The organism is Dactylosporangium sp. NPDC005555 (genome assembly GCF_040605635.1).
In the GTDB taxonomy this organism is placed as follows: Bacteria; Actinomycetota; Actinomycetes; order Mycobacteriales; family Micromonosporaceae; genus Dactylosporangium.
The window spans coordinates 161,023-185,367 of the sequence record NZ_JBEXDG010000004.1 but is presented as its reverse complement, the minus strand read 5'-3'; the positions used below and the strand labels follow the sequence as shown (position 1 = coordinate 185,367).

The window sequence follows — 24,345 nt, the reverse complement described above, 5'->3', positions numbered from 1 at the left end:
TGACTAGTCACCGGTAGATAGTTGGTATCAACTAATTGTCTCGCCGGGGGTTCGTCATGGGAACAGTCACGTCCGCGATCGTCGTCGGCGGCGGCATCGCCGGTCCGGTCGCCGCGATGGCCCTGCAGAAGGCCGGGATCGCCGCCACCGTCTACGAGGGGCACGACGGCTTCGCCGACGGGGTCGGCGGGGCGCTGAGCATCGCGCCGAACGGCCGCACCGCCCTGGCGGCGATCGACGCCGACCACGTCGTGGAGCGGGTCGGCACCCCGATGTCGGGAATGGTCATGCAGAGCTGGACCGGCAAGCGCCTCGCCGAGTTCGGCTCCTTCGAGGACCTGCCGGCGATGCAGCTGGTCTGGCGGCACGAGCTCTACCGCGCCCTGTACGACGAGGCCGTCGCCCGCGGCATCCGCATCGAGCACGGCAAGCGCCTCACGTCGCTGCACGGCGGCACGGTGCGGTTCGCCGACGGTGCCGGCGCGGAGGCCGACGTCGTCATCGGCGCCGACGGGATCCGCTCCACGGTGCGGCGCCTCATCGACCCGTCCGCTCCCGAGCCGCGGTATGTCGGCCTGTTCGGCTTCGGCGCCCGCTGCTCCGGCAGAGGCGTGCCGCCCACCGGCGACAGGATGCACCTGGTCTTCGGCCGGCGCGCGTTCTTCGGCTACCAGGTGACCGACGGCGGCGACGGCGGCTGGTTCGTCAACCTGCCGTCGAAGGACCCGTCATCCGGCGCGGGCAACACCCCCGCGCAGTGGCTGCCGATCCTCGCGGACGCGTTCGCCGGCGACCGGATCCCGGCCGTGGAGCTGATCCGCCGCACCGACCCGGCCGATCTCGTCGTCACCGGCGGCCTGGAGGACATCGCGTCCGTGCCGGTGTAGCACCGCGACCGGGCCGTGCTCGTCGGCGACGCCGCGCACCCCACGTCGCCCAGCTCCGGGCAGGGCGCGTCCCTCGCCGTCGAGAGCGCCGTGCAGCTCGCCCGCTGCCTTCGCGACCTTCCCGTCCCGGCGGCCTTCGAGGTGTACGAGCAGCTGCGCCGCGCCCGGGTGGAGAAGGTCATCGCGACCGCGGCGCGCACCAACAGCGACAAGGCCGCCGGTCCCGTCGCACGGGTGCTCCGCGACCTGCTGATGCCGACCGTGATGCGGCTGATGGCAGACCCGGAGAAGTGGCGCTGGCAGTTCGACCACCCGATCGACTTTCAGGCCCCGGTCGCCGCCGCCACCCGCTCGGCGGTCTGAAGCGTGGCCGAGCAGTGACGAGTTCGCGGCGTTGACGATCGCGTCCACCCGCGCCTCGGTGATGTCCCCGGCGATCAGCTCCAGCACCAGCCGATGCTACCGCTTCGAGAAGGGGATGACCTTCGTGGCGCCGTCGCCGAGACGCTGGACGACGAGGGTCGCGGTCTCGGGCGTGAGGTTGCGGGCGTCGGCGACGTTCCACGCCACGCCGGCCGCGTAGGTGGCGCCCTCCCAGGTCGGGTGGACCACGGGGATCAGCGCCTTCATCACCGACTCGAACGCCTGCTCGTCACTGGCCCGGTCGAACGTGGTGATGGTGACGACGGTGCCCTCCAGGGAGCAGGTGCCCTGGTCGTGGTAGCGGTAGACCGTCTCGTCGTGGGTGGTCGACTGGGCGTAGTTGTCGCAGCCGAGGTCGGCGGCGATCGCGGCGGCGGGCTCGCCCATGTAGGCGGGCTTCGTCAGCTCGCCGACGACCCGCGGGGCCTGCCAGCCCACCACGCCAGCGGCGACGGCGACGAGCGCGAACCCGGCCGCGAGCCGGCCTCTGCGCCGCGGCTTCGACGTCCCGGTCTCGGAGGAGGTCGACGAGGAGGTCGTCGAGGGGATCGTCGAGGGCTCGGAAGAGGTCTCCAGGGACGCAACCAACGCGGGCCTCCTGCGGGGTACAAGCGCGAATTTTTCTGACATGTCGAATTTAGGTGCAATCGGGGTGCGGAGCTGTCCCCCGGGCAGCCAGAAAGGCCGGTGCTGGGGCACCGGCCTTCCTTCGACGTGCGGGGAGCTACATCGACGACGCGGGGACGAAGGTGTAGCCCGCCGCCTGGATGCCCGTGACGGTCTCCTGCAGGTAGCTCAGCGGCACGTACGGGTGGAAGAAGAAGCTCGCCACACCGTCCCGCACGGCCAGGTTCAGCTGCGCGGACCTGACGATGTCCGCCGACAGGTGCGCCGGGTGGTTGTTGAACGGCTCCAGCTCGATGTTGCCGATGTTCTCCGGCACGGTCACCACCCCGTAGATGTCCCGCACGGTGTACGGGAAGAACTGGCCGAAGATCCGCGAGTTGTCCAGCGCGCCGCCGCGCAGGGCGCCCGAGGTGTACAGGCCGCGGTCGTAGCGGGTCTTGAAGGTCGCCGCGACCGCCCTGTTGGAGGCGTCCGAGCCGGCGTAGTGCGGGAACTCGAAGATGGTCGGCTTGGCCAGGCCCGCCGCGGCGAACGCCGCGAACGCGCCGTCGATGCGGCCCTGCGCCCACGCCTGCGAGTCGGCCGGCACCGGGCCGTCGTAGATGACGTAGTTGGTGACCGGGTCGACGTGCGCGGTGTAGAACTCGAAGTCGTCCGCGCTGGCGCCGTTGTACGGGTTGAGCATGCTCTCGTACTGATGCGTGTAGCCGTGCATCAGCAGCGTGCCGCCGTGCGACTGCATGTACTTGAGCTCGGCGACGACCAGGGGCCGGTCGGCGAGGGTGTAGTCCTCGGCCACGCCGCCGGAGCCGGAGCCCAGCGGGTCGCGGTAGCGGGAGTACACGGCGACGGAGAACGGGACACCCTTGCTGTACAGGTAGTCGGTGATCGCCCGCAGCTCGCTCGGCTCGGCGTCGGGGCCGACGTCCTCGATGCGGACCAGCGCCCGGTGCCGTTCCGTGGTCTGCGGCGCAAGCACGTCGATCAGCATGTCGGAGAAGGCGACGTACCGGTCGTCGGCGCTGATGTAGGAGAACGGGATCTCGCCTATGTAGGTGAAGTTGCCCGACCGCACGCCCCACGACATCGTGGTGCCGTCGGCGCGGACCGCGCTGGCGACCGGGGTGGCCTTCGTGGTGTCGCTGATCGTGGTGTCCATGATGCCCGCGCCGTTCTGCGGGTCACGCGTGAAGGACTTCGCCTTGTAGTTCACCGTCGACACCGAGGAGACGTCGAAGCCGGTCCACATGAAGCCACGGTTGGCGGCGAAGTTCGGGTCCCGGGCTGTCAGCTGCCAGATGTTGTCGTAGATCCACACGACCGGCTTGGTGGTCGCGGTCACGTCGTCGAGGAACGCCAGGGGCAGCGGCTCGTCGTAGGTGCTGCCGAGGTACACCACGGCCTGGAACTGGTCGATCTCGCCGGCGGCGTAGCTGGTCACCGGCTGCGCGGTCCAGTCGCCGAAGTGGGAGCTGAGGTTCACCGCGGCCATCGCGTAGAGCTCGCCGAGGAAGCCGTACGGGCCGGTGGTGTCGTAGAGCACCAGGGTCTTGCCGGTGGCGCCCGGGATGCCCGCGCCGTTGACACCGTTGGCGATCGGTGTGGCCGGCGTCGTCACGACCGTAGCCGCCGACGCGACCGACGCGTTGCCGGCGGCGTCGGCCGCCGTGACGGTGAAGCCGTAGGCGGTCAGCGGCGACAGCCCGGTGAGCGTCACGCTGTTGACGGTGCTCGTCTGGACGGTCGGGCCGCCGCTGATCGTGTACTGGGTGACGCCGACGTTGTCGGTCGACGGCGCCCAGGTCAGGGTCACACCGGTCGACGTCAGCGCGCTCGCCACCGGGGCACCGGGCGCGCTCGGCGCCACCGTGTCCGGGGCCGGCGGCGGCGTCAGGGTGGTGAACGCCACCGGTGCCGACGCGGCGGAGACATTCCCGGCGGCGTCGACGGCCTTGACGGTGATGCTGTGCGCGGTGCTCGGCTCCATGCCGGCGAGGGTCGTGGAGGTGCCGGTGACGGTGGCCTTCAGCGTGCCGTTGTCGAACACCTGGTAGCCGGTGACGCCGACGGCGTCCGTGGAGGCGCCCCAGCTGACCGTCGCGCCCGTCGTGGTGACGTCGCTGACGCTCGGCGCGCCCGGCACGCTCGGCGCCGCCCTGTCGGTGACCCCGGTGGTGAACGACCAGGTGTAGGTCGACGTGCTGACCTTCACCGTCATCGTGTACTTCGTCTGCTCGGCGAGCGCGGCCCGCGGCGTGAACGTGAACGTGTGCGTCGGCGCGTCGTAGGCGTAGTACGACGCGACGGACGCGCCGCCGCTGGTCTTGACGAACGAGTACCGCAGCGCCGACGGGTCGACCGCGGTGCCGTAGGTGATCGTCGGGCGGACGCCGACGGCGATGCCGGTCGTCCCGTTCTTCGGCGTGACCCCGCTGACGGCCGGCCCCGCGGCGTGGGCCGCCGTGCTCAGGCCACCGGCGGCGATGGTGCCGACGATCGTCGACGCCACCAGCTTCACCACAGTGCGCACAGGTGCTCGCTTTCGCTTGAGTGTCAGGTGTACTGATGGGCGCGGCCCCGACGTGTCCGCCGGGGCCGCTCCGCGGGGTGGTTCAGCTGAAGCTGACGCAGGTGACCAGGCCGGTCACGACGTTCGAGCTGCCACTGTGCGAGAAGGTGAACTGCCAGGTCCTGCCGTCGGTCGACTGCTTGCCGCTGCTCAGCGCGACGTTGCCGTTGCCGGTCTCGCTCCAGGTGCCGAGCATCGCGATGCCGGCGTTGTCGCAGGTGACGTTCAGCGTGCCGGACGAGCTGCCGCTGTTGATGGTCACCGAGCCGGACTTGGTCGCGGTGGTCTGGGTGACCGCGGGCGTGGCGCCCTTGATGTTCGCGGTCAGCGTCCAGGTGGTCGCGGCCGTCTTCTTGTAGACGTTGGCGGTGGCGGTGTCGAGGTACAGGTCACCGACCGCGCCGTTCGCGCCCGCCGGGACGCCCGCGCCGGTGAGCCAGGTCGCACCGTTGGTGCCGCTGGCTCCGGCCGCACCGGCCGGGCCCTGCAGGCCCTGCGCACCCTGGGCGCCGGCCGCACCCTGAGTGCCCGCGGCACCGGCGGCGCCGGTCTCACCCTTGGCGCCGTTGACGCCGTCCTTGCCCTTGAGCGAGACCAGCCACTCCTCCGGCGATCCGGAGAACGCGTTCATGTCGACCGCGAGCTGGTACGCGTCCTTGCCGTCGACGCCGTTCACGCCGACCAGCGAGGCGAGCCATTCCTGCACGGTGCCGATGGTGGGGTCGTTGGCCAGGGCCAGGTCGTAGGCGCTCAGACCCGGCATGCCCTGGATGCCCTGGACACCCTGGATTCCCTGGAGGCCCTGCTCGCCCTGGGCACCGACCGTGCCGGCGGACCCGGCGGCGCCAGCGGCACCGGTCTCGCCCTTCTCGCCCTGCGTGCCCTGGGCACCCGTCTCGCCCTGCGCGCCGGTGTCACCCTTGTCGCCCTTCGGGCCGGGGTCGCCGTCCTTGCCGTTGACGCCGGGGATGCCCTGGAGGCCCTGGGCACCGGTCTCGCCCTTCTCGCCCTGCGCGCCCTGGGCACCCGTCTCGCCTTGCGCGCCGGTCTCACCCTTGGCACCCTGGGCACCGGTCTCGCCCTGGGCACCTTGCGCGCCGGTCTCGCCCTTAGCACCCTGGGCGCCGGTCTCGCCCTTCTCACCCTGGGCACCCTGCGCGCCGGCGGCACCGGTCTCGCCCTGGGCGCCGGTCTCACCCTTCGCACCCTGCGCGCCGGCAGCGCCCGTCTCGCCCTGCGCACCGGCAGCGCCCGTCTCACCCTGAGCGCCCTGAGCACCCGCGGCGCCCGTCTCACCCTTCTCGCCCTGAGCACCCGCGGCGCCCGTCTCACCCTTCTCGCCCTGAGCGCCCTGGGCACCCGCGGCGCCAGCGGCGCCGGTCTCGCCCTTGGCACCCTGGGCACCTGCCGCGCCCGTCTCGCCCTTGGCGCCGGCGGCACCCGTCTCACCCTTGGCACCCTGGGCGCCGGTGGCACCAGTCGCGCCGATCGGGCCGATGGCGCCCGTCGCTCCGGTGGCACCCGTGGCGCCCTTCGCGCCGGCGGCGCCGGTGGCACCAGTCGCGCCGGTGGCGCCCTTCGGACCGGTGGCGCCGGGCGCGCCGACGGCGCCGGTGCTGCCCGTCGCGCCCTTGTCGCCCGTCGCACCCTTCTGGTTCCACTGGACCATCTGCTCGCTGTTGCGGCACCGCGTGCCCGACTGGTAGTCGATGACCCGCAGCGCGCTGGTGTTCTTGTCGCGGCAGCCGGTGATGACGCCGGTGTTGCTGGCGGGAATGGCACCGAACGCGGCGGAGCCGACACCGACGAGCACGGCCGCGGCGGTCGCACCGATGGCGGCGATCTTCTGCTTCTTCGAGCGGAACACGCAGTTCTCCTAAATCTGGGCGGTACCTGTATCGGTGACGACTTGCTTCGCTATTTGCCGGTGACGACGACGCGTTCGGACGGCTTCAGCTGCTGCGGCTTCGGCGGCGGCTGCAGCTCGCTGCGGCTCGCCGGCCGGGAGACGACCCCGGCGTCGGCGGCGGGCGTCCGGTGCGCCGCGGCCAGGTAGATCACGGCGGCCAGGGCCACCGCGACAACCGCGGCGCCGAATCCGATCGCAGCGTTCTTCAGCACGGAAAAGACCCCCGGTTCCAGGCCGCAGCACGGCATGCTCGATAAACCCTCGAAATGTCGAGGGCAAAGAATGGGAATGGCTTTGGTTCAGCGATTCATTGCTGCGCCTGAGGGCGCGTGGATGCGCACACCGGTTCTCCCGCGGTAGTCACCTGAAAACGGGTCCGGTTTCGCCACTGGCTCCCCACCGGGCCGATCGGCGACCAAAGACGCCCGGTGGATCTAAGCTTCCCGCCAGCCTGCGTGGCTGGTCCACTTAAGGTAGCCGCCCAGGTGCGGCGAGGTTGTCAGCAACCGAGTGGCACCCCACCGGCCCGGTCGGATGACACCCCCTGCCGCACCGCTTGGAGCCGATTACGGGGAGTGACAGAAGCTGGACGTACCGGGGCAAAAACCCACTCAGCGGGCACCCAGCGGTCACACAGCGGTGATGCGGCGTTGACGCGTCAGGTGAGGTCCGGGCGCAGCGGTGCCGCCGCGTCCTCCTGCAGCAGCGCGAGGCGGGTCGAGCCGAGGGCGACCGCGGCGACGGCGAGCCGCCACACGACGATGCCGAACTCGGTCGTGGTGATGTGACCGGTGCCGAAGCGGCCGTTGACACCGTCGAGCCCCGGGAAGCTCACGATCAGCATGAGCACGGCCGCGCCGGCGGTCGCCGGCGGCAGCCACCGGCGGCTGGTCCGCTCGAACGCGACCCACGCGGCGATCGCGACCAGCACCGTCCCGGCGATCAGGATCATCGCCACGGTCAGCGACACGGGCCGGTGACCGTCGAGCCGGCTCGCGCCGTAGATGCCCCAGCCGGTCCACTCGACGCCGCCGCGCAGCAGCAGCGTCTGACCGGACTCGGCGACGCCCGTGTTGTCCTCACTGGCCCACGGCATGCTCATGGCGAGCACCGCGGCGAGGGCCCCGACGAGGGCGACGACACGGGCTCCCATGCCTGCCGACGAGAACCCGGTGCGCTGTGGTGCGGTCATGGTCGTAGACCGTAGTGGATGCACCGCCCCGAGTCAGCGCCCGCGCCTGCCGCCGAGCTGACGGTAGCCGGGATGTACACCCGGGGTGAGCCCCCGCGACCGACTGCTGACTGCACCCTGGCTCCGCGGCGATCACGCGCAACAGCTCGACCTCCGGCGGACCGGTCGTGTCCACGTCGGTGGTGTGCGAACAACGCCGTCCCCACACCACGCCCCGAATTCGTCATGTGGTCGAACCCGTCAGGCCGAAGATCACCGCCCGAACCGTGGTACTCCCCGGTCTAGCCATCGACACCAACCTATTTTCCATGATCCGGAAGACTTCATGTCGTCATAGCGGCACAAACTCTTCCGGATCATCAGGAACCCCGCCGAGGCGGACGTGACCGGCGGGCCGGTGCCGCCGGTGGCGCGCAGCCGGCGGCAGCGACCGAGACGGCCGAGACGGCGGGTGAATGCGGTCAGTGCGACTCGCGGCTCACCCGGGGGCCGGACGAGCCGAGCAGGAAGGAGCAGTCCGCGCCGGTGTCAGCGCCCAGCACCGTGTCGACGTACAGGCGTTCCCAGCCGCGGGCGGGGCGGGCCAGACCGGCGAGCAGCGCGGGCGACGGCGGGCGGGCGTCCAGCTCGGCCTGGGGCACGTCGACGGTGAGCGTGCGGCCCGCGACGTCCAGGACGATCATATCGCCGGTGCGGACGCGGGCGAGGGGGCCGCCCGCGGCGGCTTCGGGGGCGACGTGCAGCACGACGGTGCCGTACGCCGTGCCGCTCATCCGGCCGTCGCAGATGCGGACCATGTCCCGGACGCCGGCGCGCAGCAGCTTCTCCGGCAGGGGCATGTTCGAGACCTCGGGCATGCCCGGGTAGCCCTTCGGGCCGCAGCCGCGCAGGACGAGGACCGTGGACTCCGAGACGTCGAGCGAAGGGTCGTCGATGCGGGCGTGGAAGTCCTCGATCGAGTCGAAGACGAGCGCCGGGCCGCGGTGCTGCAGCAGGGCGGGCGAGGCGGCGGCGGGCTTGATGATGGCGCCCAGCGGGGCGAGGTTGCCGCGCAGCACGGCGATGCCCGCGTTGGGCAGCAGCGGCGCGGCACGGGGGCGGATGACCGACTCGTCGAAGACGGCGGCGTCGGCCAGCGAGTCGACCAGCGGCGCCCCCGTCACGGTCACGGCCGCCGGGGACAGCAGGTCCAGCACCGAGCGGAGCACCGCCGCGAGGCCGCCCGCGCGGTACAGGTCCTCCATCAGGAAGCGCCCCGCCGGCTGCAGGTCGACGAGCAGCGGCACATCGGCGCCGATGCGGTCGAAGTCGTCGAGGCTCAGCGGTACACCCAGACGGCCGGCGATCGCGAGCAGGTGCACGACGGCGTTGGTCGAGCCGCCGGTCGCGGCGAGGGTGACGATCGCGTTGTGGAAGGACCCGGCGGTCATCACGGCACTGGGCCGGCGGCCGGCGTGCACGAGCTCGACGGCGAGGCGCCCCGACGCGTGGGAGCGGACGAGGAGCCGGCTGTCGGCGGCGGGGATGCCGGCGGTGCCGGGCAGGGTCATCCCGAGCGCCTCGGCGAGCAGCCCCATCGTCGACGCGGTGCCCATCGTGTTGCAGTGCCCGCGGCTGCGGATCATCGAGGACTCCGAGTCCAGGAACCCCTGAGCGGACAGGGTCCCCGCGCGTACCTCCTCCGACAGCCGCCAAACGTCGGTGCCGCAACCCAGGGGTGTGCCCCGGAAGGTGCCGGTGAGCATCGGGCCGCCGGGGACGACCACGGCGGGCAGGTCGACGGAGGCGGCGGCCATGAGCAGCGCGGGGATCGTCTTGTCGCAGCCGCCGAGGAGGACGACGCCGTCGATCGGGTTGGCGCGCAGCATCTCCTCGATCGCCATCGCGGCCATGTTGCGCCACAGCATGGCGGTCGGGCGGACCTGTGTCTCGCCGAGGGACACGACCGGCAGGTTGTGCGGGACGCCGCCGGCCTCCCAGACGCCGCGGGCGACGTGGTCGGCGACCTCGTCGAGATGGCGGTTGCACGGGGTGAGGTCGGAGGCGGTGTTGGCGATCGCGATCTGGGGGCGGCTGCCGTCCAGGGCGTCGCCGGGCAGGCCGCGCCGCATCCACGCGCGGTGGATGTAGGCGTTGCGGTCGTCGCCCGCGTACCACTGTGCACTGCGCAGTTCTGCCATGGCACCTGCTTCCCGGAAGATGGAGCCCGTGCGCGCATTCGTCATCATCGGCCCCCACAGCTCCGAGGTCCAGGACGTCCCCGAGCCGGTCGCCGGCGCCGGGCAGGTCGTCGTCGACGTGGAGCGGGCCGGCGTGTGCGGCACCGACGTCGAGTTCTTCACCGGTGAGATGTCCTACCTGCACGACGGCCAGGCCCGATATCCGATCCGCATCGGGCACGAGTGGTGTGGCGTGGTCCGCGACGCCGGGCCCGGCGTCGACGGGCGCTGGGTCGGCAGGCGCGTCACGGGTGACACCATGCTCGGTTGCGGCGGCTGCGGCAGATGTACGGGTGGCCGCCAGCACCTCTGCGCGGACAGGCATGAGATCGGGATCCGCAACGGATGGCCCGGTGCCCTCGCCGAGCGGCTCCTGGTGCCGGCCCGGGCCCTGCAGGCGCTGCCCGACGAGGTGGGGCCGGCGCTCGGCGCCCTCGTCGAGCCCGGCGGCAACGCGCTGCGTGCCGTCCGCGGCGCCGCCCTCTCCCCCGGCGACCGGCTGCTCGTCATCGGGCCCGGCACCATCGGGCTGCTCGTCGCGCAGATCGCCGCCGCGCGGGGCGCCGAGGTGCACCTGCTGGGCGTGACGGACGCGTCGGTCGGCTTCGCCCGTGGCCTCGGCTGCGGCGCCGTGTGGACTCCCGCGACGCTGCCGGCGTTGCGGTGGGACGCGGTCGTCGACGCCTCCAACGCGGCGACGTCGCCGGCCGCCGCGCTCGACCTGGTGGAGCCCGGCGGCCGGGTCGTCTACATCGGACTGTCGGGGACGCCGAGCCTGCTCGACTCGCGGACCCTCGCGCTGAAGGACGTGACCGCCGTCGGGGTGCTCAGCGCGTCCGGCGGCCTGGCGGGCACCGTGGAGCTCTACGCCTCCGGCGCCGTCGACCCGCGCCCCCTGGTGGCGGCGACGATCGGGCTGTCGGAGGCGGCGTCCGCGCTGTCAGGCTCCCGCCCGGCCGCGTGGGGCGCCGCCCCGAAGGTCCACATCGACCCGTCGCTGGATTAGCTGTGGCGCAGCCACAGGTCGAGCGCCTCCTTGCACAGCGCCTCCATGCAGAACCCGGCGTCGCCCGCGGAGACGTTCCACCAGATGCCGCACAGGGGCCGCTCGTCGCTGCCGGTCAGCGCGTACTCGACGTATTCGCCGGACGCGCCGGAGCCGCAGGTCTTCGGGCCCGGCGGGGTCTGGCCGGGCGCCGGGGTCACCGAGGACACGCTGGGCCTCGCACGGTCCGTCCGCGAGCTGTCGCGGTCCGCATGCGTCTTGAACCGCACGAAGTGCAGGCCGACGGCGCCGTACCGGCACAGCACGTGCTTCGCCTGGTCCTCGCCGAGCGTCGGGCCGCCCTTCTCCGCGTCGGTGACGCAGCCGGCCGGTCCCCTTGCGGCTGTTCGTCATGGCTGGCCCGCAACGCCAGGGCGGGACACGTCTCGGCCACCGCCGGTTCGGTCAGGTCTGGTGGACGACGGCGTGGCCGGTGCCGACGTTGACGGTGATGGTGCGCGGGGAGGACGGGTCGCGGGTGACGCCGACGTCGGACAGGCCGCGGTCGCTGCGGATCGCGTACGAGGCGTCGCCCGGCACGCGGACGTCGACCTCGCCGGTGTCGACGTCGGCGACGAGATCGGTGGGGGACGTGGTGTGGCGCAGCTCGACGCGGCCGGTGTCGACGACCACGCGGTACGAGGCGCCGCGCAGGCCCGAGCCGGTGACGTCGCCGGTGTCGACGGAGACGGTCGTGTCGCCGGACAGGTCGCGCAGGGTCAGCTTGCCGGTGTCGACGGTGATCTCGGTGCGGGTCGCGGCCGGCACGGTCACCGTGAGTGTCACGTCGCAGTGCCGGCAGCCGGTGGACGTCAGCTCCAGCCGGCCCGCCTCCGTGCGGTGCGACGTGACCGGCTCGGTGCCGCCGCTCGGCCAGCGGTGCCGCTCCACGACCGTGACGGGCCCTTCGCCGGACTTGACGGTCACGTTCATCGTGTCGCCGGTGACGACGAGACCCGTCACCGGCTCCTCGACGGTGTACTGCCGCGACGCGGTCTCCCGCGGGCCGAACCCGCAACCGGCGACGGACACCAGCAGCAGCACCGCGATGACGGTGGGAACAGCACGCATCGTCGTCCTCCCGAGCGGACGGCCACGGACGGCCGAGGTCCTCAGCCTCCCCCGGATCTGCGGGCGGCACATGCGGGTTCCTCACTGAGCCTGCACTGAATCCGGCCCCCTAAGGGTTCAGGTTCAGCAGCGCCCGGTAGTACGGCACGAACAGGCCCGCGCCCTTGGCCTCGGCGGTCTCCGGCGTTCGAGTCCCTGGCGTCCCACGGTGATGCTCGCGGCGTTGTGCGGGCTGCTCCCGGAGACCGCACCGACGCCGTTGTCGGTGCGGCCGGACCTCGGGCCCCTGGTCGGGCTCGCCGGTGGCGTTCTTCGCGGTGTTCCCTGAGGCGGGCGGCCGCTCCGCGGAGGCGATCGTCAGCCGCGCTTCGTGACGGCCTTGCGGTAGTCGGAGTTGAGGCGGCCGATGAGGGTGAGGGGAATGCCCTTCGGGCAGACGGTGGTGCATTCGCCGGTGTTCGTGCAGCCGCCGAAGCCTGCGTCGTCGTGGGCCTGCAGCATGCCGACGACGCGGGTGTCGCGCTCCGGCTGGCCCTGCGGGAGGAGGCCGAGGTGGCCGACCTTCGCGGCGGTGAAGAGCATCGCGGAGCCGTTGGGGCAGGCGGCGACGCAGGCGCCGCAGCCGATGCAGGTCGCGGCCTCGAAGGCGGCGTCGGCGTCGGCCTTCGGCACCGGGGTGGCGTGGGCGTCGGGGGCGGCGCCGGTGGGGGCGCTGATGTAGCCGCCGGCCTGGATGATGCCGTCGAACGCGCCGCGGTCGACGACGAGGTCCTTCACGACGGGGAACGCGGCGGCGCGCCACGGCTCGACGTCGATGGTCTCGCCGTCCTTGAAGTGCCGCATGTGCAGCTGGCACGTGGTGGTGGCGCGGGACGGGCCGTGCGCCACGCCGTTGATCATCATGCCGCACATCCCGCAGATGCCTTCGCGGCAGTCGTGGTCGAACGCGATCGGCTCGTCGCCTTCGAGGATCAGCCGCTCGTTCAGTACATCCAACATCTCCAGAAAGGAGGCGTCGGGCGAAATGTCGGAGACGTCATACGTGACCATGCGACCGCGGGAGGAAGGGCCGGTCTGGCGCCAGACGCGCAGCTTGAGGTTCATTACTTGTAGCTCCGCTGGCTCGGGTGGACGTATTCGAAGTCGAGGGCTTCCTTGCGCAGCACTGGCGCCTCGCCGGTGCCGGTGAACTGCCACGCGGCGACGTAGGAGAACTCGTCGTCGTGGCGCAGGGCCTCGCCGTCGGGGGTCTGGCTCTCGGCGCGGAAGTGCCCACCGCACGACTCGGCGCGGTGCAGCGCGTCGACGCACATGAGCTCGGCGAGCTCGAAGAAGTCGGCGACGCGGCCGGCGCGCTCCAGGTTCTGGTTCAGGGTCTCGCCGGTGCCGGGCACCTTCACCCGGGTCCAGAACTCCTCGCGCAGCGACCGGATGAGGCTGATCGCCTTGGTGAGGCCCTCTTCGGTGCGCTCCATGCCGCAGTACTCCCACATGATGTGGCCGAGCTCGCGGTGGAACGAGTCGACGGTGCGGTCCCCGTCGACGGCGAGCAGCTGTCCCAGCCGGGCGTCCACAGTGGACTTCGCGGCCACGACCTCCGGGTGGTCCTCGGAGAGCGCGGGGAACGGGCCGGCCGCCAGATAGTCGTTGATGGTGTTCGGCAGCACGAAGTAGCCGTCGGCGAGGCCCTGCATGAGCGCGGACGCGCCGAGCCGGTTGGCGCCGTGGTCGGAGAAGTTGGCCTCCCCCACCACGAACAGGCCGGGGATCGTCGACTGCAGGTCGTAGTCGACCCACAGCCCGCCCATCGTGTAGTGCACGGCCGGATAGATGCGCATCGGGGTGGTGTACGGGTCGTCGCCGGTGATCCGCTCGTACATCTCGAACAGGTTGCCGTACTTGGCTTCCACGGCGTCGCGGCCGAGGCGGGCGATGGCGTCGGCGAAGTCGAGATAGACGCCGAGCCCGCCGGGGCCCACACCGCGGCCCTCGTCGCAGACGTTCTTCGCGGCGCGGGAGGCGATGTCGCGCGGGACGAGATTGCCGAAGGACGGGTAGATGCGCTCCAGGTAGTAGTCGCGCTCGTCCTCCGGGACGTCGGAGGCGACCCGGTCGTCGCCGGCGCGGACCGGCACCCAGACGCGGCCGTCGTTGCGCAGCGACTCGCTCATCAGCGTGAGCTTGCTCTGGTGCGTGCCGGACTCGGGGATGCACGTCGGGTGGATCTGCGTGTAGCAGGGGTTGGCGAACAGGGCGCCCTTGCGGTGCGCCCGCCACGACGCGGTGACGTTGCAGCCCTTCGCGTTGGTGGACAGGAAGAACACGTTGCCGTAGCCGCCGGACGCGAGGACGACCGCGTCGGCGAACTCGGTGCTCACCTGACCGCTGACGAGGTCGCGGACCACGATGCCGCGGGCCTTGCCGTCCACGACGATGAGCTCGAGCATCTCGTGCCGGGTGTGCATCTCGACGTTGCCGAGCGCGATCTGCCGTTCCAGGGCCTGGTAGGCGCCGAGCAGCAGCTGCTGGCCCGTCTGGCCGCGGGCGTAGAAGGTGCGCGACACCTGGGTGCCGCCGAAGGAGCGGTTGTCCAGCAGGCCGCCGTACTCGCGGGCGAACGGCACGCCCTGGGCGACGCACTGGTCGATGATGTTCACCGAGACCTGCGCCAGTCTGTACACATTGGACTCCCGCGCGCGGAAGTCGCCGCCCTTCACCGTGTCGTAGAAGAGCCGGTAGACCGAGTCGCCGTCGTTGCGGTAGTTCTTCGCGGCGTTGATGCCGCCCTGCGCGGCGATCGAGTGGGCGCGGCGCGGACTGTCCTGGTAGCAGTAGGAGCGCACCTTGTAGCCCGCCTCGGCGAGCGTCGCGGCCGCGGAGCCGCCGGCGAGGCCGGTGCCGACGACGATGACGGTCAGCTTGCGGCGGTTGGCCGGGTTGACCAGCTTGGCGCCGAACTGGCGGCGCTCCCAGCGGGTCTCGATCGGCCCGTCGGGCGCGGCCGTGTCGGCGATCGGGTCACCGAGCGTCCAGTAGTTCACTTGATGGCTCCGATCGTGACGGCGAACGGCACCGACAGGTAGCCGACGACGAGGACCAGGGACAGCACCAGGGCGATCGCGCGGGCCCGGCGCTCACCGCGTGGCGTCTGCTGGCCGAGGGTGCGCAGCGCGCTGAAGATGCCGTGCCGCAGGTGGAAGCCGACGGCGACGATCGCGAGGGCGTAGAAGAGCGTCACGTACCACCGCGCCGGCGCGAAGTCCGCGACGACGTTGGCGTAGGGGTGCTGGGCGTCGCCGACCGGGTTCACGGTGCCCGTGGTCAGGTCGAGGATGTGGAACACGACGAACAGCAGGATGATGACGCCGCCCCAGCGCATCGTGCGGGCCGCGTAGCTGCCCTGCACCTTCGGCCGGTGCGCGTAGCGGACCGGCCGGGCGAGCCTGGCCCGGCGGGCGAGGATCACGGCCGCCGCGATGTGGCCCACGACGGCGACGGTGAGCCCGCCGCGCTGGATCCAGAGATACCAGGTGTGCGGCAGCAGCGGTGTGCCGATGTCGCGCAGCCAGTGCGCGTAGTGGTCGAACGCCTCGGCGCCGACGAAGATCTTCAGGTTGCCGGCCATGTGCGCGAACAGGAACAGCACGAGCAGCAGGCCGGTGCCGGCCATGAGCAGCTTGAGGCCGACCGATGACCTGCGCTTCTTGGGCCTCGCCGGCGACTGGACCGGCTTGACCGCTGTATCTACCGCCACGGAATCGACGGTAAGGACCGCCGTTTTCATTCGTCCAATGCATCATGTACGCAGTGACGATAGCCGTACGCTATGAAGGTGCAGCTCCAACAGCTTCGATACTTCGTATCAGTGGCGGAATCGGGACATTTCACGCGTTCCGCCGAGGCGCTCGGGGTGAGCCAACCGACACTGAGTAAACAAATTCACACCCTGGAGAGCACGCTCGGCGCACCCCTGTTCGACCGGTCCCGGGGCGGCGTCATGCTCACCACGGCCGGCGAGACGCTCCTGCCCCTCGCGCGGCGGATGGTCGCCGACGCGGACACCGCCCGCGAAGCCGTGCAGGAGGTCGTCGGGCTGCGCCGCGGCCGGGTCCGGCTCGGCGCCACGCCCAGCCTGTGCACGTCGCTGGTCCCCGCGGTGCTGCGCCGCTTCCACGCCGCCCACCCCGACATCGCCCTGCACGTCGACGAGGGCGGCTCGCAGGACCTCGTCGCCGGGCTCGTCGCGCACCAGCTCGACCTGGCGCTCATCGTCGCGTCCGCGCACGGCACCGACCCGGCGCTCGACGTGGTGCCGATCCTCCGCGAGGACCTGGTCGTCGCGTCCGTCCACCCGCTGCCCGATTCGCTGACCCTCACGGATCTGCGGGACACCCCGATGGTGATGTTCCGCATCGGGTACGACCTGCGCGACGTCACCATCGAGGCCTGCCGGCGGGCCGGGTTCACGCCGCACTACTCCGTCGAGGGCGGGGAGCTCGACGCGGTGCTGGCGTTCGTCGAGGCCGGTCTCGGGGTCGCCCTCGTGCCCAGCATGGCACTGGTCAACCGGCCGCTGCTGCGCGCCACCGCCCTGGCCGCGCCCGGCGTGCACCGCACCATCGCGCTGGCCAACCCGCGCGGCGCGGTGCTGTCCCACGCGGCGCGGGCACTGCGCGCGATGCTGCTGGAACAGAGCGTGCAGACGCCCGGGGTGCGGCGCGTGGAAGCGCTAGAGTCCCCGGCATCCGAGGTCAGGGGGAGGCCGGGGTGAACGATTTCTTCGTCGATCCGAGCGGGTTGCGGGCGCTCAGCGGGATGCTCGCGGGGGCGGGCGGCGACGCCCGCGACACATTGGACTACACGCGGCGGCACTGCACGCTCAGCTGGGACCGGCGCGGCCTGCTGATGCTCGTCGCCGATCCGCACGGCAAGGCGTTCGGGCGGGTCACCGGCGCGCTGGGCCGGCTGCGGGACCTGAGCGACGGCGCCGCCGCGCAGGTCGGCCGGGCCGCCGGCGGCTACTCGTCGGCCGACCACGCGGCGGCCGCCGCGATGGACGCCACCTTTCCGGGCGCCGCCGATCCGCGCGGGCTGCACGGGACGCTGCACCAGTCACGGCCCGATCTGCTGCCGTCGCGCACTCCGTTCGCCCATGCGGGTGTCGTCCTGACGCCGCCCGCCTACGAGTCGCAGACCGACGTGTTCACGCTCAACCCGCTCACCGACCTGCTGAGCCCGGCGGCCTGGATCCGGCAGGTCGCGGTGTGGCTCTTCGGCGCCGACCCGTTCGAGCCATGGCTGACGGCCTACAGCGGCGACTGGCGCGCCTACGAACACTGCATGCACGCGTGGCCGCACATCGGCGCCGCCGCGCTCGCGACCGGCGGCGACCTGATCACCGGCGCCGCCGACGTCACGGCTGTCTGGCGCGGCCGGGCCGCCGAGGCGGAGCAGGAGTTCCAGCTGCTGCTCGGCGGTGCCGCGACCGCGCTCGGCCCGGCCTGCGACGAATACGCGCGGCTCTACCCGATGGCCGTCGACGCGTGCCGGCAGCTGTATGCGGCGACCGGCAACCTCGTCGGGCAGCTCATCGACGCGCTCATCATCGTCAACGTCGCCGGCATCGTCGGCACCGCCACGATCGAGACCGGCGTCGGCGCCCTCACCGGCTATGCGGCCGCCGCGTATTACACGTGGCAGGCGTACAGGCTCTATCAGGAGATCTCCCGGCTGTATGGGGTGGCCGAGACCACCATCCGGCTGCTCGCCGCGCAGATCGAGGCGGTGCGGGCGGGCGCCGAGGCGACCCGGCTGCCGTCGGTCGAGCCGTATCACCACCCGGCGGTCCCCCGATGACCGGCGACCCGATGGCCGGCGATCCGATGGTCGCGGCGGTGCTGCGGCGCCTGCGGGAGCTGCGGCCCGCCGACGACCCGCTGCACGCGTTCGCCGCGGCCGTCCTGTCGGGCGAGGCGACCCTGCGCGCCGCCGCCGGCCACCCGGCCTTCGAGGCCGCCCTCACCGCCGCCGCGCAGGACGTGGAGCACGCCCCGGGCGAGCCGCCCGGTCGCGCTGTCCGTCAGTAACCGGCATCCCCTAGGGGTCGCATTCAGGGATCGGCCCTGACTGCAATTCTTGACGCCCCGGGCATGATGACGTCGCGGGGTTGAATATATCCGCGAATGCCATTCACGTATTGCCGTGCACATTCTGCTCAGGAATTGAGGAGTCATGGTGCGTGTCGCATTCCTCCTGGACAAACTCCGGCTGACCGCGCACCGGCTGGATCGATTCCGGCGCAGGTGGGTGATCGCCGCCGCCGCCGCGGCCGTGATCCTCGCGAGTCTGCTCGTGTACACGGTGGCGCACGGGAAAACGGAAGAGGCCGGCATCGTCGGCCTGCCCGGCGGCGGGCGGCTGATCATCCCGCCGGGCGCGATGGCGGCGGACGCCAAGGTCACCGCCAGGGTCTCCGCCGCCCAGCCGGACGGGCAGCACACCGGCATGCGGCTGCTCGGCCAGGCCGTGGAGCTGATCTCCGACCCGCCGGACGCGATCCACGGCGTGCTGACCCTGGAGCTGCCGGTCGACGTCTCCGTCGTGCCGGCGGGCGTCGACCCGGCCGTCTGGTTCGGTGTGTCCACCTACGACGAGGCCACCCGGTCATGGGTGCCGCAGACCGCGACCTACGACGAGACGCGGCACATGATCGTCGCGCTGATCAGGCACTTCTCCTGGTGGAACCCGTTCAGCTGGGACTTCGGCGGCTTCGGCGACAGGCTCGCCCAGCGCTTCGGCGAGGCCCTCGGCAAACGCGCCCCCGCACCAAAGTGCCACGGCAACCGGCCGGAGTGGGTGGGCTCCCTCGACGGTGTCTCCGCCGGTGACAACGCCGCCGTCCGTGCCTGCGCCCAGTCCGACGGTGACGCCCTGGACATCGAGCTGGTCAACAACCGCCCCTACGGTCAGGTGGTGCGCTTCGGCGACGCCGTCACCAGAGCGGGCCGCGAGGACATCCCGAGCACCGTCGGCACCGTCCTGGCCGCCCTCGTCGACGCCACCATGGACGACGACGAGATCTATCTGCCGCCGCTGACCCGCGCGTCCGTCACCATCCGGCACATGGATCCGAAGGCGGCGGCGGTCTATCACATCGGCCCTTCGGTGCTCACCGTCGGCGCGGATCTCGCCTTCTATCTGCTGGAGCCGCTCGATATCATCGCCGATATCGCGGGCGCGGTCCGAAAGGCACCCGACCTGTTCCGGCGCTGCGTCGTCCCCGACGGCGGGCAACGGCTCACCAACCGCTCGACCGGCACATTGTGGGAGCCGGCCAAAGCGGTGTTCACGTGCATTTCGGCCGTGCTCCGCGAAAGCAAGCCGTCCGACGTGCCGCAGAAGAAGCTGGACCGGCTCGCGGCGGCCGGTGAGCTGCTCAAGCGCGCCGGGCCGGTGCTCAACGGCATCCAGCTGGCCAACGACGTCCTGTGGCACATCGGTGACCTGGTCGCCGACTGGTTCGCCAACGCCGTGCCCGCCCGCGGCAACGGCTTCGAGGTGCACGCCAGGGAAACGACCCAGGACACGCCGCCACCCCCGCAGCCGGAGCAGAAGAAGTCCTGGACACGCTGTTTCAACCCGTTCAACTGGGGCGACTGCTTCTTCTAGGCCCCCCGATGAGCGCGGCTCAGGCGGGGTCGGCGAGCACGCGGTTGCGGCCGCTGCGCTTGGCGGCGTAGAGGTTGCGGTCGGCCTGGCTGAGCAGGGCCGCGGCGGTGGTGCGGCCGTCGGCGGTGCTGGACACGCCGATGCTCACCGTCACCGGCAGGTCGCCGGTGAGCTCGGACCACGGGTGGTGCTGGACCGCCACCCGGATCCGTTCGCAGCGGGCGACGGCCTCCTCCGCGCCCGCACCCGGCAGCACGACCACGAACTCCTCACCGCCGAGCCGGGCCACCGTGGCGGGCTCGTCGACCGACTCGGCCATGACCGTCGCGACCCGCCGCAGGACCAGGTCCCCGACCTCGTGCGACAGGGTGTCGTTGATCCGTTTGAAGAAGTCGATGTCGACCAGCGCCGCGGACACGGCCGTGCCGCGCTGCTCGGCACGGCTGAGCAGGGCGGGCAGCTGCGCGTCGACGAACCGCCGGTTGTACAGGCCGGTCAGCGCGTCGCGCAGCGCCATCTCGCGGAACCGGACCGTCTCGCGCTGCCCCTCCCGGCTCTCGAACACCAGCTGCGCCAGGCGGGCCTGCTCCTCCCGCTCGGCGGAGCGCAGCGCCTGCGACTCCTCGTCGAAGCGGCACTGCTCCTCGTACGCCTCCTGGAAGCGACCCCTGCAGGCGTGCAGGCGGGCGAGCTCGCGGCGGGCCCTCGCCCCGACGTCGACCATGCCGCGCTGCCCGCTCAGCGCCAGGCACCGCTCGACGGTGGACTGGGCGCGGTCCAGGGCGCCGCCGAGCCGCTGCGCCTCGGCGAGGGTCAGCAGCACCTCGGGCAGCATGTTGCCCTCCGCGTCGCGACGGGTCGAGGCCGGGTCCACGAGCGGCAGCAACGTGCGCTCCGCCTCGGCGAACCGGCCCTGCAGCAGCTCCACCCGGGCGATCGTGTCCAGGTCGGGCGGGCGCAGCTCGACGCCGGTCCGCTCGACCAGCCGGCGCATCCGCTCGACGAGCTCACCGGCCGCGTCCGCGTCGCCGGCCTGGTACGCGGCGTACGCCATGTTGTTCAGCACCGAACGGCTCAGCTCGTGGTCACCGGCGGCAGCGGCGATGTCGAGGGCCTCCGCGTGGTACGGCGCCGCGTCCGCCCGTGACACCACGTCGACCGACAGGGCCAGGATGACCAGGTGCGCGCCGCGGATCAGCGGCGGCACGTGATCCGGCAGGTGGTCCACCGACATCAGCGCGTGCCGCCGCGCCTGCGCGTTGTCACCGAGGCACGTGTGCAGGATCGACAGCAGGAAATGGGTGCGGGCCAGCACGTACTGGTCGTTCTCCAGCACCGCCCACCGGTGCACCTCGTGCAGCAGCGGCGCCGACGCCGCGAGCTCCCCGCCGCGGGCGAGCGCGTCGGCGATCACGAGCCGCGCCCGGGCGGCCAGGTCGTCCCGGCCGAGCTCCACGGCGGCGCGTTCGGCGGCCTCGGCCCGCTCCCGGTCGGCGGTGCGCCGGTCGACCTCCATGCCGAGCACCATCGCCGCGACCCTGTCGGCGCTGATCACTGCTGTGCCAGTCATGACCCGCACCATCGGCACGTCACGCGGGAACCTGAGCGCAACGCCGGGACCGGGTGCGGCGCCACGCCAGGACCTGAGCGCGATGCCGCGACCCGTGCACCTAGGATCGTGCCGACGTCGGCGGCAGCGGGAGGGGATCCCATGGAGATCTGGCAAGCGGTCGTGCTCGGCGTCGTGGAGGGCGTGACCGAGTTCCTGCCGGTCTCCTCCACCGGTCACCTGACCATCACCGAGAAGCTCATGGGCATCCCGATCGACGACAAGGGCGTCACCGCGTTCACCGCCGTGATCCAGGTCGGCGCGATCATCGCCGCGATCATCTACTTCCGCACCGACATCGTGCGGTTCATCACCGGGTTCGTGAAGGGGCTGCGCAGCGCCGAGGCGCGCAAGGAGACCGGCTGGAAGATGGCGATCAACGTGATCATCGGGTCGCTGCCGATCGCCGTCGTCGGGCTGCTGTTCAAGGACATCATCGAGGGCGAGCTGCGCAGCCTCTGGTTCGTCGCCGGGGCGCTCGTCGTGTGGAGCCTCGTCATGGTCATCGCCGAGCACCTCGCCACGCAGAAGGTCGGCGAGGCGGACCTGACCTGGAAGGACGCGCTGATCATCGGCATGGCGCAGTGCATCGCGCTGATCCCCGGCGTGTCCCGGTCCGGGGCGACGATCAGCGTCGGGCTGCTGCGGCACCTCGACCGGGTGACCGCGACCCGCATGTCGTTCTTCCTCGGCATCCCCGCCCTCGCCGCCGCCGGCATCCTCGAAGGTGTGCAGCGCGCCGGCGAGGTCAGCGCGACCGTCGGCTGGGGCGCCGCCGCGGTCGGCACCGTGGTCAGCTTCGTCGTGGCCTACGCGTCGATCGCCTGGCTGCTGAAGTTCGTCGCCAGCAACTCGATCGCCACGTTCGTCTACTACCGCGCCGCGGTCGGCGGCATCATCGTCGCCCTGCTGTGGGGCGGCGTCATCAGCGCCACCTGAAACTCCGGCGACGCCGCCCGCCGGACCTCGCCATACTGCTGCGATGCGGCACCTGGCGTACCCGAAGATCCCCACGGCGAGGCAGCTGTCACGCCCTTCCGCCGGCTCCCGGGCCGTCGGCGGGCCGTGGATCGCCACCGAGAAGATCCACGGCGCGCAGCTCGTCGTCGCCGCCGACGGGGCCGTGACCCGCGTCGGCAAGCGGAAGGCGTGGCTCGGCGGCGATGAGCCGTTCTTCGGCTGGCAACTGCTGCGCCCCGCGTTCGAGCAGGCCGCCCGCCTTGCCCTTGCCGACGGCGCCGCCACGGTACGGCTGTACGGCGAACTCCACGGCGGCCACTACCCGCATCCGGGGGTGCCGCCGGTGCCGGGCGCGTCGGCGGTGCAGACCGGCGTCTGGTACTCCCCCGGCGTCCGGTTCGCCCTGTTCGACGTCCTCGATCACCAGCGTCCCGACGACCCGGGCGTGTACCGGACCTACGCCGCGGTCGCGAAGGTCGCCGAGGCCGCCGGGCTGGACGTGGTGCCGCTGCTCGCCCGCGGCACCCGCGCGTCCCTGGACGCCGTGCCGGTCCGGTTCCGGACCCTGGTGCCGAGCGGCCTTCCCCCGATCGACGGCAACCTCGCCGAGGGGGTCGTGCTGCGACCCGACGCGGCGCTCGCCCCGCAGGAACGCACCGTGGTCAAGGCGAAGATCGAAGAGTTCGACGAGCAGCGCTTCGACGAGAGCCTGCCGTGGGACCCGTACACGCGGATCCCCGTCGACGACCTCGCGCGGATCGCCGCCGGTCTCGTCAACCCGCCGCGGGTCGCCGGCGCCCGGTCCAAAGTGGGTGCGGGGCCGCTCCTGGACGAGATCGTCCTGGACGTCATGGTCGACCTGTCCGAGGCGCACCCGGCGGCGGTCGCGGCGCTCGACGACGGGCAGCAGGCGGCGATCGAGGATGTCGTCCGCCGGGCGGCTATCGTCGCCGTATGCCGTTCGACGTAGCACGCGCCCGGCGGGCCTACCCGGCGCTCGCCGAGGGGTTCGCCCACTTCGACGGTGCCGCCGGCACCCTGGTCGCCGCGCCGGTCGCGCAGGCGGTCGCCGGGGTCCTCGGCGGCGCCGTGAGCAACCGGACCACCGCGTTCGAGCCGGGGCGGCGCGCCCTGCGGATCGTCGACGCGGCCCGCGCCGCCGTCGGTGACCTCGTCGGCGCCGACCCGGCCGGCGTCGTGTTCGGGCCGAGCGCCACCGCGCTCACCTACACCGTGGCCCGCGGGCTCGCCGGGACGTGGGAGCCCGGCGACAACATCGTCGTGACCCGGCTCGACCACGACGCCAATGTACGACCATGGGTGCAGCTGGCCGAGGCCACCGGCGTCGAGGTGCGCCGGGCGGCGTTCGACCCGGCGACCGGCGCGCTGCCCGTCGACGCGTTCACGCAGCTCGTCGACGCCCGGACCAGGGTCGTGGCGGTGACCGCGGCCAGCAACGCCATCGGCACCCGCCCGGACGTCGCCGCGATCGCCGCCGTCGCGCACGCGGTCGACGCCGTCGTCTACGTCGACGGGGTGCACGCGACCGCGCACCTGCCGGTCGACGTTGCCGCGCTCGGCGCCGACTACTACGTGACCAGCGCCTACAAGTGGTCCGGCCCGCACCTCGCGGCGTGCGTGGCGGCGCCCTCGCGGTGGGAGTCGACGCCGATGCTGAAGCTGCTGCCGTCGTCGGACGCGGTGCCGGAGCGGTTCGAGCTGGGCACGCCGAGCTTCGAGCTGCTCGCGGGGCTCGAGGCGGCGGTCGGGTTCCTCGCGACGCTCGGCGACGACACCACCGGCTCGCGCCGCGACCAGGTCCTCCGCTCGATGGCGGCGGTCCACTCGTACGAGATGCGCCTGTTCGAACAGCTCCTGGACGGCCTGCGGTCGACGCCGTCGGTGGACGTCCTGCCCGCGCCGGCCGGCGGCTGCCCGACGGTGTCGTTCCGGGTCCGGGGGCAGGACCCGGCGGCGACCGCCGCCCGCCTCGGCGACCGGGGTGTCTGCGTCTTCTCCGGCGACTACTACGCCGCCGAGTACTTCACGGCGATGGGCCTGCGGGACACCGGCGGCGCGGTGCGGGCCGGCATCTCCCTCTACACGACGAGCGACGACGTGGACCGGCTCATCGCCGCCCTCTAGAAACGGGCGGAGCCGGTCACC

Annotated in this window: 22 protein-coding genes; 10 read left to right on the top strand and 12 right to left on the bottom strand. The window is 72.2% G+C overall.

Annotated features, from left to right (window positions below; genetic code table 11):
• Positions 1-56 precede the first annotated feature (56 nt).
• Both ABZS58_RS06725 and ABZS58_RS06720 read left to right on the top strand, forming a co-directional pair.
• Positions 57-887 (top strand): FAD-dependent monooxygenase, encoded by an 831-nt coding sequence (locus ABZS58_RS06725; RefSeq protein ID WP_354778351.1) that lies wholly within the window; start codon positions 57-59, stop codon positions 885-887.
• A 15-nt stretch (positions 888-902) separates the two neighbouring features.
• Positions 903-1,250, top strand: coding sequence for an FAD-dependent monooxygenase (locus ABZS58_RS06720; protein WP_354778349.1), 348 nt, complete (start codon positions 903-905; stop codon positions 1,248-1,250).
• A 96-nt stretch (positions 1,251-1,346) separates the two neighbouring features.
• Here the strand turns inward: ABZS58_RS06720 and ABZS58_RS06715 are convergent, their stop codons facing one another.
• The 6 genes from ABZS58_RS06715 to ABZS58_RS06690 form a co-directional block, all read right to left on the bottom strand.
• Entirely contained in the window at positions 1,347-1,898 is a 552-nt protein-coding gene (locus ABZS58_RS06715) for a hypothetical protein (protein ID WP_354778347.1), read from the bottom strand.
• 136 nt (positions 1,899-2,034) lie between these two features.
• Positions 2,035-4,467, bottom strand: a complete 2,433-nt coding sequence (locus ABZS58_RS06710) for a DUF2334 domain-containing protein (RefSeq protein ID WP_354778345.1) — start codon at positions 4,465-4,467, stop codon at positions 2,035-2,037.
• An 82-nt stretch (positions 4,468-4,549) separates the two neighbouring features.
• Positions 4,550-6,373 carry an exosporium protein gene (locus ABZS58_RS06705; RefSeq protein WP_354778343.1) on the bottom strand — a complete coding sequence of 608 codons (1,824 nt, stop codon included), beginning with the start codon at positions 6,371-6,373 and terminating at the stop codon, positions 4,550-4,552.
• 50 nt (positions 6,374-6,423) lie between these two features.
• Positions 6,424-6,627 (bottom strand): hypothetical protein, encoded by a 204-nt coding sequence (locus tag ABZS58_RS06700; protein WP_354778341.1) that lies wholly within the window; start codon positions 6,625-6,627, stop codon positions 6,424-6,426.
• A gap of 446 nt (positions 6,628-7,073) precedes the next feature.
• Positions 7,074-7,607: a hypothetical protein gene (locus tag ABZS58_RS06695; protein WP_354778339.1), complete on the bottom strand. Its 534-nt coding sequence runs from the start codon at positions 7,605-7,607 to the stop codon at positions 7,074-7,076.
• A 461-nt stretch (positions 7,608-8,068) separates the two neighbouring features.
• Positions 8,069-9,787 carry an IlvD/Edd family dehydratase gene (locus tag ABZS58_RS06690; protein WP_354778337.1) on the bottom strand — a complete coding sequence of 573 codons (1,719 nt, stop codon included), beginning with the start codon at positions 9,785-9,787 and terminating at the stop codon, positions 8,069-8,071.
• A gap of 28 nt (positions 9,788-9,815) precedes the next feature.
• Between ABZS58_RS06690 and ABZS58_RS06685 the strand changes: the two genes are divergently transcribed.
• The gene (locus ABZS58_RS06685) at positions 9,816-10,832 is read left to right on the top strand and encodes an alcohol dehydrogenase catalytic domain-containing protein (RefSeq protein WP_354778335.1); all 1,017 of its coding nucleotides are present in this window, start codon (positions 9,816-9,818) and stop codon (positions 10,830-10,832) included.
• Here ABZS58_RS06685 and ABZS58_RS06680 read toward each other — a convergent pair.
• From ABZS58_RS06680 to ABZS58_RS06660, 5 genes are all read right to left on the bottom strand, one after another.
• Entirely contained in the window at positions 10,829-11,137 is a 309-nt protein-coding gene (locus ABZS58_RS06680) for a hypothetical protein (RefSeq protein ID WP_354778333.1), read from the bottom strand. The two genes, ABZS58_RS06685 and ABZS58_RS06680, sit on opposite strands and share 4 nt — an antisense overlap.
• Before the next feature lie 139 nt (positions 11,138-11,276).
• Positions 11,277-11,942 (bottom strand): hypothetical protein, encoded by a 666-nt coding sequence (locus ABZS58_RS06675; protein ID WP_354778331.1) that lies wholly within the window; start codon positions 11,940-11,942, stop codon positions 11,277-11,279.
• Between the two features lie 357 nt (positions 11,943-12,299).
• Positions 12,300-13,046 carry a succinate dehydrogenase/fumarate reductase iron-sulfur subunit gene (locus ABZS58_RS06670; RefSeq protein ID WP_354778329.1) on the bottom strand — a complete coding sequence of 249 codons (747 nt, stop codon included), beginning with the start codon at positions 13,044-13,046 and terminating at the stop codon, positions 12,300-12,302.
• Positions 13,046-14,983, bottom strand: coding sequence for a fumarate reductase/succinate dehydrogenase flavoprotein subunit (locus tag ABZS58_RS06665; protein ID WP_354778327.1), 1,938 nt, complete (start codon positions 14,981-14,983; stop codon positions 13,046-13,048). Before ABZS58_RS06665 ends, ABZS58_RS06670 begins: the two co-directional genes overlap by 1 nt.
• Positions 14,980-15,696: a succinate dehydrogenase cytochrome b subunit gene (locus ABZS58_RS06660; RefSeq protein ID WP_354778325.1), complete on the bottom strand. Its 717-nt coding sequence runs from the start codon at positions 15,694-15,696 to the stop codon at positions 14,980-14,982. The genes ABZS58_RS06665 and ABZS58_RS06660 overlap by 4 nt, the downstream gene beginning before the upstream one ends.
• 72 nt (positions 15,697-15,768) lie before the next feature.
• Here ABZS58_RS06660 and ABZS58_RS06655 point away from each other — a divergent pair, with 72 nt between their 5' ends.
• The 4 genes from ABZS58_RS06655 to ABZS58_RS06640 all read left to right on the top strand — a co-directional run bounded on the left by ABZS58_RS06655 (position 15,769) and on the right by ABZS58_RS06640 (position 19,610).
• Positions 15,769-16,713, top strand: coding sequence for a LysR substrate-binding domain-containing protein (locus tag ABZS58_RS06655; RefSeq protein ID WP_354778323.1), 945 nt, complete (start codon positions 15,769-15,771; stop codon positions 16,711-16,713).
• Entirely contained in the window at positions 16,710-17,798 is a 1,089-nt protein-coding gene (locus ABZS58_RS06650; RefSeq protein WP_354778321.1) for a type VII secretion target, read from the top strand. The genes ABZS58_RS06655 and ABZS58_RS06650 overlap by 4 nt, the downstream gene beginning before the upstream one ends.
• Positions 17,795-18,028 carry a hypothetical protein gene (locus ABZS58_RS06645; RefSeq protein ID WP_354778319.1) on the top strand — a complete coding sequence of 78 codons (234 nt, stop codon included), beginning with the start codon at positions 17,795-17,797 and terminating at the stop codon, positions 18,026-18,028. The genes ABZS58_RS06650 and ABZS58_RS06645 overlap by 4 nt, the downstream gene beginning before the upstream one ends.
• 145 nt (positions 18,029-18,173) lie before the next feature.
• Positions 18,174-19,610 (top strand): hypothetical protein, encoded by a 1,437-nt coding sequence (locus ABZS58_RS06640; RefSeq protein ID WP_354778317.1) that lies wholly within the window; start codon positions 18,174-18,176, stop codon positions 19,608-19,610.
• A 19-nt stretch (positions 19,611-19,629) separates the two neighbouring features.
• On the opposite strand, the gene ABZS58_RS06635 is transcribed toward ABZS58_RS06640, so the two are convergent.
• On the bottom strand, positions 19,630-21,180 hold the full coding sequence (locus ABZS58_RS06635; RefSeq protein ID WP_354778315.1) for a diguanylate cyclase: 1,551 nt from the start codon (positions 21,178-21,180) through the stop codon (positions 19,630-19,632).
• Between the two features lie 141 nt (positions 21,181-21,321).
• Here ABZS58_RS06635 and ABZS58_RS06630 point away from each other — a divergent pair, with 141 nt between their 5' ends.
• The 3 genes from ABZS58_RS06630 to ABZS58_RS06620 are packed head-to-tail and all read left to right on the top strand — an operon-like array spanning position 21,322 to position 24,324.
• Positions 21,322-22,158, top strand: a complete 837-nt coding sequence (locus ABZS58_RS06630; protein WP_354778313.1) for an undecaprenyl-diphosphate phosphatase — start codon at positions 21,322-21,324, stop codon at positions 22,156-22,158.
• Positions 22,159-22,201: 43 nt separating this feature from the next.
• Positions 22,202-23,149, top strand: coding sequence for an RNA ligase family protein (locus ABZS58_RS06625; RefSeq protein WP_354778311.1), 948 nt, complete (start codon positions 22,202-22,204; stop codon positions 23,147-23,149).
• On the top strand, positions 23,134-24,324 hold the full coding sequence (locus ABZS58_RS06620) for a cysteine desulfurase-like protein (RefSeq protein ID WP_354778309.1): 1,191 nt from the start codon (positions 23,134-23,136) through the stop codon (positions 24,322-24,324). The genes ABZS58_RS06625 and ABZS58_RS06620 overlap by 16 nt, the downstream gene beginning before the upstream one ends.
• The last annotated feature ends 21 nt before the right edge of the window (positions 24,325-24,345 follow it).